The sequence below is a fragment of the Burkholderia stagnalis genome (genome assembly GCF_039848545.1).
Classification (GTDB): Bacteria; Pseudomonadota; Gammaproteobacteria; order Burkholderiales; family Burkholderiaceae; genus Burkholderia; species Burkholderia stagnalis.
Map to the genome: position 1 here is coordinate 2,428,715 of NZ_CP156686.1, position 15,414 is coordinate 2,444,128.

Below are 15,414 nucleotides of genomic sequence, written 5' to 3' on the forward strand. Positions count from 1 at the left end.
GCCGACCTGAGTGGAGAACAAGGACACTTGCGATTCCTTGAAGAAAAGACCTCGACTCCTCCGCGCCGTCGCGCGGCAGGTCAGCGGACGGCTTTCAAAGCATTCCTAATTTCGACGCCATCACTACCGCTCGTCGCCGTGAGGTGACATTGAATTTCTTCATGATATTGCGGATGTGATGCACGACACCGTGCTCGGTCAGGGACACGATGCGCGAGATGTCCCAACTGGATTTCCCTTCGGCAACCCATTTCAGAATTTCGAGCTCACGCGCGCTGAGAGAGGGCGCCCCCGACGGCACGACGTTCAATCTGCGCGATGTGTCGAGCGTCAGGTTCGCCACGAGTGCGCCCCAGGACGGCACATGCACCGGTTCGACGTCCTCGTCGGCCTCCGCTGCCGAGCGCACGAAGCTCACGCATGCCACGTCGGTATGCCGAAAGTGAGCGGGAAAAGACACGCCCAGCCCCATGCCGTGCGCACGGAGATCCTCGCGAAATTCGCGTTCCGCGTCGGTGACGAAGAGTTGATCGCCCCAGGTCAACGGTGCAAGCGACGACATCGCATGCTGCACGACCGGATCGATTGCCAGATATTGGCGCTCTCGATAACGGTGCTGCCAGGATTCGGGGTAATTCAACAGCGTGCACCCGACTACCGGTTTTCCGTCGACAATCCGACAATCCTGGTAACAGAAAAACGCGAATCCCGCGAGGTCGCAAATATCAGCGAGTATTCGGTGAAGATCCTCGACACGCTTGCAGCAGCTCATCTCCAGCACCGCTTTCATTATTTTATTGCTGTGATGAAGATCATAATCTGCACGAAGGCCGTCCGGTTGCATGATCACCTCGCACCACTCCAACAATTGTTATCGATTTTTACCAAATACCAACGTCGGTTGATAGCCGGAATCTAGTTCCAGTGTACTGACACAGGCCCGGCGGGCGTGCCTTCGCGCTTCGTGGGGGTGCGCGAGCACACACGACCTGACATCCAGTTCGCTATCCGGCCCTTCTATTTCGTTCAGCGATATCTGCCATTTGCCCACATGGCGGATAAGCCCATCTCTCAGTTGCCGGCGCTTCTCCGGCATGGGCCGCTTCCCGATCTCTCGACGTCCTTATGGACGCCAACTATACGAGCATCACGACGTTATAGCAATAAAAATTACTAATATATTGTAATTTAGAAAATACAAAAATCGTTTTTAAAATTATTAATGCGCATTATTTCAGAAAAAGCGCGGAAATGCTCATGGCGCACGGAACCGGCGGCGCCGCTCGGCAGGGGCAAGCGGCCCGATTACCTCGGTTATGGGATTCGTGAAACAGGGGCAAGGTCGGTATCTGCGTCATGCTCCCGACAACACCGCGGCCCGTCCGATTCGAACGACGTGACGGACGAGTTCCTCGATATCGGCCAGTGTCGTGTTGAAGTTGACGATACAAACGCGCAACGCGAACTTTCCGGCGATCGTCGTATGAGACGGATAGGCGATGCCGTCCGCATGCAGCTCGTGCAGGATATGCCGATTCAATTTCTCGAGCCGCGCTTCAGCGTCCTTCGTACCGGACGCCATCCCGGCTGGTCGAAAACGGAAGGTCGCGATGCTCAGATGCAGCGTCAGCGCGTCGAGCTCCGCGTGCCCGTCGACCCGCTCGTAAAGGGCGCGAGCAAGCAGGATGTCGTCGGTAATCATCTGCCGATAGCCGCTGCGCCCGACCAGTTGCAGGCCGAGACGGACCTTCAGCGCTCGAAACGCACGCGTCGTCTGCGGGCCGAGATCCCGGAACTGCAGCCGTTCCGGGCCGCCCAGCAAGCGCTGCTCGTCGTTTTCGGCGTAATACGGCGCGCCCTCGCGAAAAGTGTCGTATAGCAATCCGGGATCGCGCGTCAGCACGCAGCCGACATCGGCCGGCATGTACATCCACTTGTGCGGATCGATCGTGACCGAGTCGGCCTCGCGCAAACCATGAATATCGTCGGGGGCCTCGGGCGAGACGGCGGCCAATCCGCCATAAGCGCCATCGACGTGGAACCACACGTTTTCGTCGCGACAGATGCGCGCGATATCGATCAGTGGATCGACCGCCCCGAGCGACGTCGTTCCCGCCGTGGCCACAACCATGACGGGCCGCTTGCCGGCGCCCAGGTCGGCGCCGATGCTTTGCTGCAGATGATCGGGCTTCATGCGGCCATGCTCGTCGACATCGATTCGACGAATATGCGACGTGCCGAGCCCGCACATCTGCGCGGCCGCGTCGATGCTGCTGTGTGCATCCGCCGTGGCGTAGAGGCAAATCGATGCCGAATGCTCGCCGCTCAGCCCGTCCGCACGCGCCTTCGGCCCCAACGCCGACTGCAATGCCAGACGCAGGGCAACCAGGTTGCCGATGGATCCGCCGCTGACGAACAGCCCGCCGCAATCGGCCGGATACCCGATCAGACGCGCCATCCACTCGATAGTCTGCGCCTCCATCGCAACGGTGAGCCCCGAGGTGCCGAAGCTCGTCATCGGTGCGCTGACGGCCGACGCCAAAAAATCGGCCAGCGCGCCCATCGGGCTCGCGGCGCCCATGATATAGGCCCAGAAGCGCGGATGGGACGTCGATACGGCATGCTCGCTCAACATGTCGCACGCCTGCGAAAGCACCTGCGCCGCCGGACTGGCCTGCTCCGGAAACGCTGCGCCGGAAAGCCACTGCCGGATATCGTGCGCCGTCTGCTTCGGCTTGACGGACCGGTCGGGCAAGCCCGCCATGAAGTCGGCCAGACGATCGACGAGGGTGTGGCCCAGTTCGCGGAATGCGTCGGGCTCGATACGCGCAGCAGCGCGACGCGGACCAGGAGATTGCACTCCGTCAACGGGCTGCACCTCGCGCGCATCAGGCAAGGTCTTTCTCCTGCAAGCGCGACAGCTCCGCCGTCACGCGACTGGGACCGATGGGCTGCTCGGACGGCCCATGCCCCTCCAGCCAGGTCTCGTGCATGTGATCCCATGTGACGCCGCCAGGCGCGGCGGGTTCGTTGCGAAACAACACGCTCGACATCCGCCCGGTGGTCTCGCCGAGAAAGCTGCGCCACTCGCGATACTTGACCAGAGCCACATCCTCGGTTTCCCACACGGTCGCGAATTGGTCAGTCCAGACCCGAATGTCGGGAAACGCGCCGCGCGCCCGCGACAAGCGTTCGCTCAGGCTCGCTGCGGTCTCGACCCGGCCGCTCGGGGCAATGAGCACGCTGTCGGCGGCGAATGACGATCGAAACCGCGCCACCGCCGCGGCGGCATCGTCGACGTCCCCGCGCAGCCAGCGTTCGAGGTCGCGATGGAAGCCGACCACCTCGCCCTCGCATCGCGCGACCAGGGGCGAACGCCCCGCCCCGGAGGACTGATCCGGCACGGCGGCATCGTAGTCGGCATCGAGCGGCAGGATCTCTGGAACGAAACGATCCCTGAAGCCGAACGCCACCGGCGTCGGCCCATGACGCTGAATATGCCGCAGGCGGGCCAGCCCGTCCGCGAGCGTCGGAATGTAGCCCTTGGGAACCCACCACAATGCCGTCGTGGGCCCGTCAAGACGATGAAACCACTCGGCGGCGTTCCTGAACGGTACGCCGTGACCGCTTTGGTAAACGAAACGCCGCAGGCTATCGACCGATTCCCACAACGACATATTCAACAGCATCAACGGATCGTCGAACCCGCGAATTCCGGTGGCATCGCCCTCGGATGTCTGCAACCGCCAGACGAAGCCCGGCGAGCGCTCGGCCAGTGCGTTGATGTCCTTCAATTGCGTAACGAAGCCCTGCATCAGCGGCGTGTCCAGCGGCGCGCGCGCGTGCGAAATACTCAGTTGAGCCAAATGGTAAGCGTTATCTGTCATGGTTGCCTCATCTCGCTTCGAAGTGAGCCTGCTGGCCGGCGGAAATGGCCTGGCCCGATACCTGCAACGCCAGTTCGGCTGCGACGGCATCAGCCCCGGCCTTGATGAAGACGTCGAGGTCGGACGTGGGCAGGAAGCGCTTCATGATGGCCTCCAGCTCGGCCTTCCCTGCATCGTCCAGGCTGCGATTGCCGTTGGCGAGCCGGGCCACCGCCGCGCGATAGCATTCGATATAGGCACGCTGCGCGGCAATCATGTCGAGCGGCCTGCCCGCCTGCCCGTGCCCCGTGTAGAACAGTGCGATGTCGCCGGACAGGCGTTCGAGCGCGTCGAGGCTGCGCAGCCAGTCCGCCGTATGGCCGTCGTTCATGAAGGAATGGACGTCGTTGAAAACCATGTCGCCGACGAAGGCGACACGCGGGTGGCGTCCCACGATCCAGACGAGATCCCAGTTCGATTCGCCCGGGCCGAACTCCCTGGCCTCGAACGGCACGCCATCGAAATGCAGCACGTCGCCGTCGTGCACGAGGCGATTCGGGAACGTGCGTCGTGCCGGCCAATCGTCGCCGAACACCGGCTGCCACTTGACGGCCTTGGCATCGTCGGTACGGCGCATCGCCTCGTCGACGCCCTGCGTGGCGATGATCGGCACATCGTCGAGACCGCGGATCAGCTCGCCGACACCGTTGTAGTGATCGGGATGCCCGTGCGTGATCAGCACCGCGAGCAAGGGTTTGCGCAGCGCATCGAGCCGGTCACGCACCTGGCGCGCATCCGATACGGTCATCATGGCGTCGATGGCCACGACACCGTTCGGCAGTTCGACCAGGAACGCGTTGGTGAGAAAGGTGCGCGCACCGGAGGTGCAGGTCACCACATTGATTTCAGGCTCCTTGAAACCGGTCATTTGAAGGCTCTCTCATTAAGCGAAATCCCGCGAGACGTTCGGGACAGGAGGTTGACATGATTACCGGTCGAGCAGGACATCATCCGGCAGCCGATACGCGGACAGATCGATCGAGCGGCCCGACACGCCCGTGCGCTCGCCGCACAGGTCGACCGCCACGGCATCGCCCGCCCACAGAGCGTACTTGAAGCCGCGCCCGGAGAAACCCGTTGCCACGTAGAAGGTGCGATCGGTGTCAACGAAATCGAGATAGGGCAAGCCCGTCGGCGTGTAGGCGTCGCATCCGGTCATGCCGTGGACGATGCGCGACGCGCCCCCGTCGCCGATCGTGACGCGCGCACGGGCATGAATCTGCTCATAGACGGAACTCGGCACATCGGCCGATGTGCCGTCGATCACCTGCTCGAGCGCGGCGCGTCCGCAATGGATCATCCCGGGGCCGGCCGGACGCAGATACGCACCCGATATCTCGTCGTACATCGGCAAGGCAATCGGGTCCGGCGATTCGACGCACACGAGCGACACGGCCCGCGACACGATCGGCAGCGACGGCAGCCACGTCCTGGTGGACGCGCCGGTCGCGAGCACCAGGCGCTCGACCAGAACGCTTCCTGCGCCGAACCCCAGACGCCATCCGCCCCCCGGGGCCGCCGATATGGCAGAGAGCGCAGCGCGCTCGAGCACGGTAGCACCGAACCGGCGCAGGCCCTCGCATAGTGCCAGCGTCGTTCCGGTCGGGTCCACCAGGCCGCCCTTCGTATCGAGCACCGCGAGGCCCGCATGCGCATCGGGTACGAACGGCGCGTACCGGCGCAGCTCGCGCTTCGACAGGAACCGGATGCCCGACGTCACGCCGAGGTTCTCGATCACATGCTGCGCCGAAGACTGCTTGGCTGGATCGAGCAAGTAGAGCAATCCGACGTGATCGCTCGGCCGGCTCCCCGGATAGCCGAGGGCCTCCCAGTTCAGGAAGTGGTCGAGCCCGTCGGTGCACAATTGCGCGGTGAACAAGTCCGTATCGAAACCCCGGAGGATGCCGCCGCGGTACGAAGTCGCGCCGAGACTGCCCGCCAGGCCACGCTCGGCCAGCATCACGCGGCGCCCGCGCCGGGCCAGATGGTAGGCAATCGCCGAGCCGACCACGCCGGCCCCCACCACGCCGTATTCGAAGCGCATCATGCCTGCCGCGCTCCGGCCGCGAGCTTCGTCCCTTTGCCTTGCTCGTCCAGCTCGCCGAGCATGCCGAGAAAACTGGTCGGCGGTTGGTAGAAACGGGCGCTGCCCAGGATCCTGCCGAGTTCGGGCAGATCCGCCGCCACCACGCGCGGGTAGAGGTGGTGTTCGCGGTGCATCCCGCGCGGCAGCATACTGATCCACAGCCTGAGCGCGACACTCGGCATCACCGAACGCGTATTGGCGTTGAGGTCATCGGTCTTCTCGGTCCACCGATGCTCGGTCAGATCCATCAGCGTCAGGATCATCGGATAGACCGTGTACATCGGCAGCAGCCACAACAGGAGAAAGGGCCGCCAGGCATTGAAGTAGGCAATCGATGCCAGCGCCACCGCGAAGAACACCAGCTTGATGCGTCGCTCGGTCTCGGTTTCGGCATCGCCGTGAAAACGGCAGAACAGGGCACGGAGATGATTGAGATGGCCCTTGCGGGTCTCTCGCCCTTTTGGCGGCACGTAGTCCTGCTTGCCAACGAACAGTTGAACGATGGAGGTGAGGCCGCTTTTCACGCACGCACGACACAACATCCAGCGCGTGTACCTGCGCTCCAGATCGCCGCGCATGCGACGGCCCACATAGTTCGGGTCGTCGTCGGTAAAGAGATGGATATGGTGAAACACATGCACGCGCCGCCACTGCACGAACGACCAGGCCTCGGGATGATGAAACATCACGAGATTCGAGAGCAGCGTCGCGACGGCCTTGTTCGTCCTCGGCGACCGGAACAACCCGTAATGGCTCGCGTCGTGATTGAGGATGTAGAGCGAGTGCTGGCGCCCGGCAATGAAAACGATCGCCAGCACGGTGAACGCGGCATGATCGACCCAGTGTTCGAGCAGCATCGCACCCAGAATCGCGGCATAGACCTGCAGATACATGCCCACGCTGCGCCAAGGCCGGGGTTGCCCGAGACGCGTGACCCGGTTCCAGTTCGCGTCCGACAGAAATGCGCGCACCGTCTGCGGCGTCAGTGTGCTTTCCCGGAGCGGCACGGCATCGCCCGCCACTTCATTCGCCATGAGCGGCCTCGCGACGCTTGCGTCGAGCCGTAACGGTTTCGCCCACGAAGCCCCAGTTGTCCGGGTGGACTTCGTCGATCAGGACGAACGTGCTGTGCGGATCCTTGCCGAGCACATCCACCATCACGTCGGTAATCCGACGAATCACCTCGGCCTTCTTTTCGGCGGACATGTTTTCGTCGGCCAATCTCACGTTGATATAAGGCATGGTTGCAAACTCCCTCTGGTGGATCGCGGCCGGGCCCGGCGCTCGCGATGCGCGTGGAGCGCCGATCCGGCCGGCTGGGAAGATCAGGCGGGCTGGGCGTCGGCGGCCATGGTCCGGATGTGCGCGTAGAGACGGTCGCTGACGCGTGCGGCCGCGTCGAGGCGACGATTCACGCCGAGCACCATGTCCGCCATCACCGACGCATCCTCGCGCAGGATCGGCATCACGACGTGATGGAGCCATGCATATGCGTGCTCGGCGTCCACCGTGACGTGTTCGAGGTGATAGGCGAGTTGCGTGTCGGACATGCCGAGCCGCTTCCATCCCGCGATCTGATACTCGAAGCGGCCCGGAATCATGAGCTCCGTCGCCAGCATGATGCCGATCAGCTGCGTGAGCGCCGGCCGGTTCATCGCCAGGCTCAGGTACATGTTGACCAGTTCGAGCTCCTCGAGCACCAGGGGGTCGCTGTCGACCACATAGTTGTCCGCGCGCATGCCCAGGGCCTTCATGAGATCGGCGCGCATGTTGCGATGCACGCGCGCGTCCTCCGCGTGGCCCACTTCGTCCCAGTAGTTCTGCACGCACTCCATCTTGATCGAGCCGTACACGCCGGGCAGCATGAAGGCGAGAATGTCGCCGAACAGCATTTCGAGCGGCGTTTCCTGCCTGAAGAATTCCGTCATCTCTGCGAGGGAAGCGTCGTCGCGCAGATACTGGAAGATCGGATGCAGTTCGTTGGAGTGATGCGACGCGACGAGGCGGCTGACCCACTCCGGAAAATCGTCGACCGACGGAAGATCGGCAAGCGTCGACTGGTACGTCGCGCGTTCCGCCGCCTCCCAGCGCTGCTCGATCCGGTACTTGAGCGTCGCGATGAGGGGATGGTGCACGTTGACCGGCGAACCCTGCCAGGGCGTGGCCAGATGCGCCAGATTGATCGCGTAGAGGGTGCGCTGCACCTCGAGGCGCGCCGCCGGGTCGCCGTTGCCGAAGGCCTGCTCGAGCAGCCGGTCCATGCCGTCGATCAGATTGCCTTGCTCGACCGACACATTGCTCACGCCCGGTGCATAAATGAAATCGCGAACTAACTTGTGCATGCTTGATCCGTTTGGAAGATATGGCAGGCGCGCTGGCCCGAACGCCCTCGCGACGCCTGCCGGATGAGAAAGGAGGAACTGGAAATCACGCGGCGACGTGCTGCCCGGCGGAAGGCACGGCCGGCTGCAGCTCGTGATCCGCAAGCCATTTGTCGGAAAGAAACTTGCTCATATAGTTGCGCAGCCCATCGGGCAGCACGACGACGCAATTTTTCCCGGCGCCGAGGGTGCGTGCGGCCTCCAGCGCGGCACAGACGGCGGACCCCGAGGAGCCACCGCACATCAGCCCCTCTTCGCGAATCAGGCGCCGCGTCATGTCGAATGCGTCCTGATCGTTGGTCTTGATCCAGCGGTCGACCAGCCCTCGATCCAGGACGTCGGGAATGAAGTCGTAGCCGATGCCTTCGACGAGATAGGGGGCGATATGCGTGCCGCCGGCCAGAATGGATCCGACGGGATCCGCACCGACGATCTGCACGTTCGGACAGGACTCCTTGATTCGCCGCGCGACGCCCGTGATCGTGCCGCCCGTGCCGACGCCCATCACCACCATGTCTATTTGGCCGCCGAGCTCGTCGAGCATCTCCTGGGCCGTGAACCGATAGTGGGCGTCGGGATTGAATCGATTCCGGTATTGATCGAGGATGTGCGCATTGGGAATCTCGCGTTGCAGCTTGCGGGCGACCTCGATATGGCTTTCCGGGTCGTCCCATGCCACCGACGGGGTGCGCACGATTTCGGCGCCGAGCGCGGCCAGGATCGATTCCTTTTCCGCGCTCATCTTGACCGGCATGGTGATGATCACGCGATAACCCTTGACCGCCCCCGCCAGCGCGATACCGATCCCGGCATTTCCGCTGCTCGCCTCGATCAATACGTCGCCCGGCTTGATCCGCCCTTCCCGCTCGGCGGCCTCGACCATGTGCAGACCGATGCGGTCCTTGACCGAGCCGCCGGGATTGAGGAATTCGCACTTTGCATAAATATTCGCGGCAATTCCGTCGGTAATGCGGTTCAGACGAACCAACGGCGTATTGCCGATGCATTGCAGTATCGAATCGAATGGCATCGACATAGTCCCCATTTATCAATGATTTTCACTCCAAAGCGGCACACGCAGCGCGCAATTGACGTGAAGCCGCCGGCCTGCCAATGAATGACAAGCCGAAAAATTCCGCCGTGTTTTTTAATTGTGCGCTGACCGTGAAGCCGCCTGACTGGGCTGTCGCACTGTGCCATATCCTTGCATTTCTTCACACTACAAACTCATGTAGCGCTATTGATTTGCGCAATGCATCAATCCGACATGAAACGATGACGGGGGACGTCGTACTTTCAGAGGGAGTGGCCTGCCAATGAATGACAAACCGAAATAATCAGCTGTATTTTTACTCTGTATTTTTTATTACAGCAGACCGCGAAACCGCCTTGCCGCGCCACCTAAAAACCGCGCCATATCCCGGCACTTCGCCATACCACAAATCCTCGTAGCGTAATTGATCGGCACGCACCAATTCGACATCAATTTGATCGGGCTCATCCCCGTCGTCACCACCGCTTTCCGGCCGCCTCGCCATTCCTCACCTCCTCTGCTCCGCCGCCGGCCGCTCCCACTCCGGCGGCGCCCACAGATGCTTGACGCGCTGCGACAGCGGCCCGGGCTTCATCACGTCCTTCACCATGTCCACGAACTCGTGGAGGTTCAGCGTGATGATGTTGTTGCTGTGGACCTGGCGGACGATCCCGTAATCCACCGGCTCGACCTCCTGCGCGAACGTTCCGAACAGGCGATCGAAAACGATCAGTACCCCGCCGTAATTCTTGTCGATGTACTGCGGATTCCGGCCGTGATGCACGCGGTGGTGCGACGGCGTCACGAAGATGTACTCATACCAGGCCGGCAGCTTGCGCACGGCCTCGGTGTGCACGAAGAACTGGTAGGCCAGGTTGACGGCGTACATGGCCAGCGTGACCTCGGGGCTGACGCCGATCAGCATCAGCGGCGTGAAGAACAGCCAGTAGCCGGTGAGCGAATACAGCATGCTCTGGCGCATGGCCGTGCTCAGCGTCATGTGCTCGCCGCTGTGATGCAACACGTGCGCGCACCAGAACCAGCGCACGCGGTGGCTGGTGCGATGGAATACGTAGTAGCAGAGCTCGAGCAGAATGAAGAGCGGCACGATGGTCCACCCATTCACCGGCACATTCAGGAAACGGTGGTCATACACCCAGTGCATCGCGTACATGAAAATCAACGCGTGCACGACCAGCTCGAAGGCCTGATAGGTTGCCCCCAGGTTGAGATTGGTCAGGATGGGCATGAGCTGGCCCTTGAAGTACTTGTCCTGCCCGCGCCGCACCATGACCCGCCACTCGATGAAGAACGTACCGAGGAAAATCGGCGTCAGCGCGACGAGAATGACCTGCTTGGAATCGACCGGGAATCCGGTCCACTGCTCCAGCCATGCCAACAGCCGATTCAGGTGCATCACGATGTCTTGCATGGCCCATCCTTCGTTGCGTCGATGGTGGCCAGCTTAGCGCCCGTCCGACCCGGTGGCTTGACGGCCGCGGCCAATTTTTTGACACTTGTCGCCATGACCAAGACGACGGAAATGCCGGCCACGACACCGGATGGCGCCATCCAGGGCAGCATCAGCGCCGCCTATCTGGCCGTGCTGGAGGATTACCTGCGGCCGCACGACCTGCGCGTGGCGGATGTCCCGCTCGGTGCCGCGCTACTGCGCCGCCGGGACGACGGCGCCATCGTCGTACCCGCGCAGGACTGGCGGGCCCTGCTGACCCACTTCTCGCGGCAGCTGTCGCAACCGGACCTGGGCCTGCGGCTCGGGCAATCCGCGCGCCTGACCCATCTCGGCCTGCTCGGCTATTTTCTGCAATCCTGCGTGACGCTCGGCGCGGCCCTGGAGCGACTGCAGCACTACGAACGCCTCGTCAACGACATCAACCGGCTGCAGTGGCGACAGGCGTCGGGGGCCGACGGCGTCGAGGTGGCGCTGACCTGGGGCGTGGAGCGCGGCCGGCCCGGCCCGCTGGTGGATGAATGCGCGGTCGCCACGCTGATGCAGATCACCCGCGAAATCACCGGCCGGACGGACGCGCCCGCCGGCATCGATTTCGTCAACCCGGCGCCGGCCGATCCCGAGCCCTACCGGCGGTTCTTTCAGTGTCCGGTGCGTTTCGACCAGGCGCAGACCTGCGTCCGCTTCCCGCTGGACTGGCTGCAACTGCCGTTGCAGCATCGCGACCCGCAGTTGTTGGCCATCCTCGAGAAACAGGTCGACGAACTGCTGAAGCAACTGCCGGACGAAGATGACTTCGTGCAGCAGGTCCGTCGCCTGATGGCGCAGCGGCTGCGTCAGGGGCGCGTGACGCTGGCGGACATCGCACAGGACATGCACCTGTCCGAACGCACGCTGCACCGGCGCCTGCAGGAGGCGGACACGAACTTCCGGGCGTTGTGGGAAAGCACGCGCCAGCATCTGGCGCAGGAGTATCTGCGCGATCGCCAGCTGACCCTGACGGAAATCGCCGGCCTGCTCGGCTTCTCGGAGCAGAGCGCGTTCACGCGCTCGTTCCGGCGCTGGACGGGCCAGGGCCCGAAGGCCTGGCGGTCACGACGGTCGGCTTGAGATCGCGCCGAACTTCCAGGCTGCGATCGCGAATCAGCCGACCAGGATATAGAGCAGGTTCTTCGGCAACGCACCGCCTGGACCGTTGCTGCATTGCAGTAGCAGTTGACCGGATTGGTCCTTGATGCCGGCATTGAATTTCATGATGGCCTTGCGCTCCAGACGGTCGAAGGCGTTCTCGACGAGGTTGCCGGCCTCCTCGTAAATCGGGCACATCCATTTGAAATCGGGCTTGTTGGCCCGGTGAGAGGCCAGCCGGGTGTTCAAATTGCTGGTGATGCCGATATAGAACTTGCTGTATTCCTGTTTTGCGGCAAATGACTTCAGCACCTGATGTAAATGCCCGATGACGGCGTCGTGGCTAATGACGCCCGCCTTCAGCATATATTTGTCTTGAGGCGCGATAAGCTGCAATGCCATGGTTGACCTCCGCGTGTTGTGAGGCTTCTATTGGATGTATCAGCGGTTCATCCGGATGAACACGCATAAGAATGCCCGACTCGCGTTTTCCCGTCGACTGGAAATGGTCGAGAACATATGACGGGAAAGTCCCACATATGAATCGCCGCCCGACTCACCGCTCGTAATAGATCGCCAACCAGACAGTCGGCTCCTCCGCATGCGTCCACGCCACGCGATGCCGGCAATGCGGCTCGATCAGCACGTAGTCGCCGGGGCGCATGTCGTGCAGCGTCGCATCCTCCTCGAACTCCAGCACGGCAGCCCCCGACAACAGCACGACCCATTCGGCGCGCGAGTCGTCGTACCAGAACCCCTCCGGACTCGCGTGCCCCATCGACACGATCCGCTCCACGTTCAGGCGCTGCCCCGTGACGAGCATGTCGATCCGCTCGTCGCCGCCGCGCTTCGCTTCGACGCTGAACACGTTACCGGTTTGAAGTTCCATGGCTCGACCTCGCGTCAACCTTCGTGTGAACGACGGGAAAATATCCACTGTAGTCCGGGCGCTGCGATCGCAGCGGACTTATTTTCAAGGGCAAAACGGACCGGCTACGGTCTTCAGGCCGGCGCGCCAAGTAAGATTCGATTTGACCGGCATCCACATGTCCAGCGCAGTTTCCTGTCGGATTTCGAATCCTGCTGCAGCCCGGACGAAGTCCGGATTCGTATCGGCGTCGCGTCGTAACGCCGCGAATCGTTTAATGGCTGACAACCCCGGCATTAAGGTACACACCATGCTCGACCTGGAAGACCTTCGCGTGATTCGCGCCATCGGCGCGTCGCGTTCACTGGCATCGGCCGCGCGCCTGCTCGATCTCACGCCCCCTGCCGTCACGATGCGCCTGCAGAGAATGGAGGAGCGACTGGGCGTGCGGCTCGCGGTGCGCAAATCGAAGGGCATTTCCCTGACAGACGAAGGGCAGCGCCTGTACCAGGAAGCCCTCGACATTCTCGAGCGCGTGGAGGCGCTGCCAGTCCACCTCTCCGGAGACCACGGCGAAGTACAAGGCACGCTGCGCGTCGTCGCACCGTTTGGCTTCGGTCGGAAATACGTGTCCCGGATCGTGCGCGACGTGCAGCTTGCTCATCCGAAGCTCGAAATATCGCTGCATCTGTCCGAAAGCCCATTGACCAGCGCGCCGGGAGCCGACGTGGTCGTGCACGTCGGCAACCTCAGGTCATCATCCTGGGTCGGCTATCCGCTCGCGCCGAACGAGCGATTCCTGTGCGCAAGCCCCAAGTACGCGCGCCGCATCAAGGATCTGAACCATCCGTCCGACCTCGCGCGCTACAACTGCCTATGCCTGCGGGAGAACGACGAGGACGTGCCGCGATGGCGCTTCTCTCAACCGGGCGACAACGAAAGCGACCCGCGACGCTCCGCCGTCATTCGCGTCGCAGGTGCGCTTTCGTCCAACGACGGCACCGTCATCACGGAATGGGCGCTGGCCGGGCTCGGGATCGTGGAGCGCTCCGAATGGGACGTCGCGCCATTGCTCGCGAACGGCAAGCTCGTCCGATTGCTGCCCGACTGGCATTTGCCGTCCGCGCCCGTCACCGCGCTCTTGCCGTCGCGAACCGGCCGATCCGGGCGGCAACGGATCTTTCTCGAAGCGGCGAAGCAATTTCTCAGCCCGCCGCCCTGGCGCAACAGGGCGTGAGTCGTGCTTCGTCCCGGGTCGCTCCACGCATTAAAAAGAATTTAATGACGGATTATGCAGGCGTTAAACACAGCGCAGATCACCGAGCCTAAAGTGTTCGCATCGGCAACCTATCGAGGCAACACATCATGCGCATTGAAACGCTCGACACACCAGCCGCATTGATCGACGTCGGCCGCATGCGTCACAACATCGACCGCATGCAGGCGCATCTGGACACGCTCGGGGTCAAGTTCCGGCCGCACGTGAAGACCACCAAATGCGCACACGTGGTCGACGCGCAAATCGCAGCGGGCGCGCAGGGCATCACGGTGTCGACGCTCAAGGAAGCCGAGCAGTTCTTCGCGAGCGGTATCCGGGACATCGTCTACGCGGTCGGCATGGTGCCCGCGAAACTTCGCCACGCGCTCGCGCTTCGCCGCCAAGGCTGCGACCTGAAGATCGTCGCCGACAACCTGCAGGCGGCGCAGGCAATCGCCGACTTCGGGCGCGAGCACGGCGAATGCTTCGAAGTGTGGATCGAAGTCGACGTCGACGGTCATCGCTCGGGCATCCAGCCCGACGACACGTTGTTGATCGACGTGGGACGCGCGCTCGTCGACGGCGGAATGAAACTTGGCGGTGTGCTGGCGCACGCCGGCTCCAGCTACGAATACGACGCCCGGGAAGCCCTGGTGAAGATTGCCGAGCAGGAGCGCAGCCGCACCGTGCATGCCGCGGAGCGCCTCAGGGCTGCCCGGCTGCCCTGCCCGGTCGTGAGCATCGGATCGACGCCCACCGCGCTCTCGGCCGAGAACCTGGACGGCGTCACGGAAGTTCGAGCCGGCGTTTATGCGATGTTCGACCTCGTCATGCACAACGTGGGGGTATGCGCGCTTTCCGATATCGCGCTGTCGGTGCTGACGACCGTCATCGGGCATCAACAGGAGAAAGGTTGGGCGATCGTCGACGCGGGCTGGATGGCCATGAGCCGCGACCGCGGCACGCAGCGTCAGAACCGGGATTTTGGTTACGGACAGGTCTGCACCGAAAACGGCGAGGTGCTCGGGGAATACGTCGTGAGCGCAGCCAACCAGGAGCACGGCATCGTGTCGCGGCTGGTCACGCCTGACACCGACATCGCGAAGCAGTTTCCCCTCGGCACCCGCCTGCGCATTCTGCCGAACCACGCGTGCGCCACCGGTGCGCAACATCCCGAATATCACGCCGTCGACGAAGACGGCGTGGTGCAGACATGGCCGCGATTCTACGGGTGGTGAGCGACGTGGCGTGATTTGCGCAGCT

The 15,414-nt window shown here is 62.8% G+C and carries 16 protein-coding genes; 3 read left to right on the top strand and 13 right to left on the bottom strand.

All coding sequences use genetic code 11. The features are described 5' to 3' along the window. Positions 1–94 precede the first annotated feature (94 nt). From ABFO07_RS27510 to ABFO07_RS27560, 11 genes are all read right to left on the bottom strand, one after another. Entirely contained in the window at positions 95–844 is a 750-nt protein-coding gene (locus tag ABFO07_RS27510) for a helix-turn-helix transcriptional regulator (RefSeq protein WP_322243843.1), read from the bottom strand. A gap of 510 nt (positions 845–1,354) precedes the next feature. Then, a complete protein-coding gene (locus ABFO07_RS27515; RefSeq protein ID WP_347468941.1) occupies positions 1,355–2,896 on the bottom strand; it encodes a pyridoxal phosphate-dependent decarboxylase family protein in 1,542 nt (513 codons plus the stop codon). After that, complete coding sequence (locus ABFO07_RS27520; protein ID WP_063888816.1) at positions 2,889–3,887, bottom strand: DUF3291 domain-containing protein; 999 nt, start codon at positions 3,885–3,887, stop codon at positions 2,889–2,891. Before ABFO07_RS27520 ends, ABFO07_RS27515 begins: the two co-directional genes overlap by 8 nt. 7 nt (positions 3,888–3,894) lie before the next feature. Next, positions 3,895–4,794 carry an MBL fold metallo-hydrolase gene (locus ABFO07_RS27525; RefSeq protein ID WP_059883507.1) on the bottom strand — a complete coding sequence of 300 codons (900 nt, stop codon included), beginning with the start codon at positions 4,792–4,794 and terminating at the stop codon, positions 3,895–3,897. A 60-nt stretch (positions 4,795–4,854) separates the two neighbouring features. After that, positions 4,855–5,973 carry an NAD(P)/FAD-dependent oxidoreductase gene (locus ABFO07_RS27530; protein ID WP_347468942.1) on the bottom strand — a complete coding sequence of 373 codons (1,119 nt, stop codon included), beginning with the start codon at positions 5,971–5,973 and terminating at the stop codon, positions 4,855–4,857. Further along, complete coding sequence (locus tag ABFO07_RS27535; protein ID WP_124517050.1) at positions 5,970–7,046, bottom strand: fatty acid desaturase family protein; 1,077 nt, start codon at positions 7,044–7,046, stop codon at positions 5,970–5,972. Before ABFO07_RS27535 ends, ABFO07_RS27530 begins: the two co-directional genes overlap by 4 nt. Further along, on the bottom strand, positions 7,036–7,254 hold the full coding sequence (locus tag ABFO07_RS27540) for a tautomerase family protein (RefSeq protein WP_059564179.1): 219 nt from the start codon (positions 7,252–7,254) through the stop codon (positions 7,036–7,038). Before ABFO07_RS27540 ends, ABFO07_RS27535 begins: the two co-directional genes overlap by 11 nt. 83 nt (positions 7,255–7,337) lie before the next feature. Continuing rightward, complete coding sequence (locus ABFO07_RS27545; protein WP_060272346.1) at positions 7,338–8,354, bottom strand: iron-containing redox enzyme family protein; 1,017 nt, start codon at positions 8,352–8,354, stop codon at positions 7,338–7,340. A gap of 85 nt (positions 8,355–8,439) precedes the next feature. Next, positions 8,440–9,423 (bottom strand): pyridoxal-phosphate dependent enzyme, encoded by a 984-nt coding sequence (locus ABFO07_RS27550; RefSeq protein WP_059890298.1) that lies wholly within the window; start codon positions 9,421–9,423, stop codon positions 8,440–8,442. Positions 9,424–9,742: 319 nt separating this feature from the next. Then, positions 9,743–9,931 carry a hypothetical protein gene (locus ABFO07_RS27555; protein ID WP_347468945.1) on the bottom strand — a complete coding sequence of 63 codons (189 nt, stop codon included), beginning with the start codon at positions 9,929–9,931 and terminating at the stop codon, positions 9,743–9,745. Positions 9,932–9,934: 3 nt separating this feature from the next. Further along, the gene (locus ABFO07_RS27560; RefSeq protein ID WP_059807547.1) at positions 9,935–10,858 is read right to left on the bottom strand and encodes a sterol desaturase family protein; all 924 of its coding nucleotides are present in this window, start codon (positions 10,856–10,858) and stop codon (positions 9,935–9,937) included. A gap of 93 nt (positions 10,859–10,951) precedes the next feature. Between ABFO07_RS27560 and ABFO07_RS27565 the strand changes: the two genes are divergently transcribed. Continuing rightward, a complete protein-coding gene (locus tag ABFO07_RS27565) occupies positions 10,952–12,007 on the top strand; it encodes an AraC family transcriptional regulator (protein ID WP_059960134.1) in 1,056 nt (351 codons plus the stop codon). 33 nt (positions 12,008–12,040) lie between these two features. Here ABFO07_RS27565 and ABFO07_RS27570 read toward each other — a convergent pair whose 3' ends face one another. Together ABFO07_RS27570 and ABFO07_RS27575 are read right to left on the bottom strand one after the other, a co-directional pair. Further along, on the bottom strand, positions 12,041–12,427 hold the full coding sequence (locus ABFO07_RS27570) for a hypothetical protein (protein ID WP_059883517.1): 387 nt from the start codon (positions 12,425–12,427) through the stop codon (positions 12,041–12,043). A gap of 154 nt (positions 12,428–12,581) precedes the next feature. After that, on the bottom strand, positions 12,582–12,914 hold the full coding sequence (locus ABFO07_RS27575) for a cupin domain-containing protein (protein ID WP_059564184.1): 333 nt from the start codon (positions 12,912–12,914) through the stop codon (positions 12,582–12,584). 256 nt (positions 12,915–13,170) lie between these two features. Here ABFO07_RS27575 and ABFO07_RS27580 point away from each other — a divergent pair, with 256 nt between their 5' ends. Next, entirely contained in the window at positions 13,171–14,130 is a 960-nt protein-coding gene (locus ABFO07_RS27580; protein ID WP_347468948.1) for a LysR family transcriptional regulator, read from the top strand. Between the two features lie 128 nt (positions 14,131–14,258). Beyond that, on the top strand, positions 14,259–15,389 hold the full coding sequence (locus ABFO07_RS27585; RefSeq protein ID WP_060350921.1) for a DSD1 family PLP-dependent enzyme: 1,131 nt from the start codon (positions 14,259–14,261) through the stop codon (positions 15,387–15,389). Positions 15,390–15,414: the final 25 nt, after the last annotated feature.

Bases quoted from the DNA above. Each gene is read 5' to 3' on its own strand.
- ABFO07_RS27580 (WP_347468948.1), top strand. From the start codon at position 13,171: ATGGCTGACAACCCCGGCATTAAGGTACACACCATGCTCGACCTGGAA.
- ABFO07_RS27570 (WP_059883517.1), bottom strand. From the start codon at position 12,427: ATGGCATTGCAGCTTATCGCGCCTCAAGACAAATATATGCTGAAGGCG.
- ABFO07_RS27510 (WP_322243843.1), bottom strand. From the start codon at position 844: ATGCAACCGGACGGCCTTCGTGCAGATTATGATCTTCATCACAGCAAT.
- ABFO07_RS27550 (WP_059890298.1), bottom strand. From the start codon at position 9,423: ATGCCATTCGATTCGATACTGCAATGCATCGGCAATACGCCGTTGGTT.
- ABFO07_RS27540 (WP_059564179.1), bottom strand. From the start codon at position 7,254: ATGCCTTATATCAACGTGAGATTGGCCGACGAAAACATGTCCGCCGAA.
- ABFO07_RS27585 (WP_060350921.1), top strand. From the start codon at position 14,259: ATGCGCATTGAAACGCTCGACACACCAGCCGCATTGATCGACGTCGGC.
- ABFO07_RS27525 (WP_059883507.1), bottom strand. From the start codon at position 4,794: ATGACCGGTTTCAAGGAGCCTGAAATCAATGTGGTGACCTGCACCTCC.
- ABFO07_RS27575 (WP_059564184.1), bottom strand. From the start codon at position 12,914: ATGGAACTTCAAACCGGTAACGTGTTCAGCGTCGAAGCGAAGCGCGGC.
- ABFO07_RS27560 (WP_059807547.1), bottom strand. From the start codon at position 10,858: ATGCAAGACATCGTGATGCACCTGAATCGGCTGTTGGCATGGCTGGAG.
- ABFO07_RS27565 (WP_059960134.1), top strand. From the start codon at position 10,952: ATGACCAAGACGACGGAAATGCCGGCCACGACACCGGATGGCGCCATC.
- ABFO07_RS27535 (WP_124517050.1), bottom strand. From the start codon at position 7,046: ATGGCGAATGAAGTGGCGGGCGATGCCGTGCCGCTCCGGGAAAGCACA.
- ABFO07_RS27555 (WP_347468945.1), bottom strand. From the start codon at position 9,931: ATGGCGAGGCGGCCGGAAAGCGGTGGTGACGACGGGGATGAGCCCGAT.
- ABFO07_RS27545 (WP_060272346.1), bottom strand. From the start codon at position 8,354: ATGCACAAGTTAGTTCGCGATTTCATTTATGCACCGGGCGTGAGCAAT.
- ABFO07_RS27520 (WP_063888816.1), bottom strand. From the start codon at position 3,887: ATGACAGATAACGCTTACCATTTGGCTCAACTGAGTATTTCGCACGCG.
- ABFO07_RS27530 (WP_347468942.1), bottom strand. From the start codon at position 5,973: ATGATGCGCTTCGAATACGGCGTGGTGGGGGCCGGCGTGGTCGGCTCG.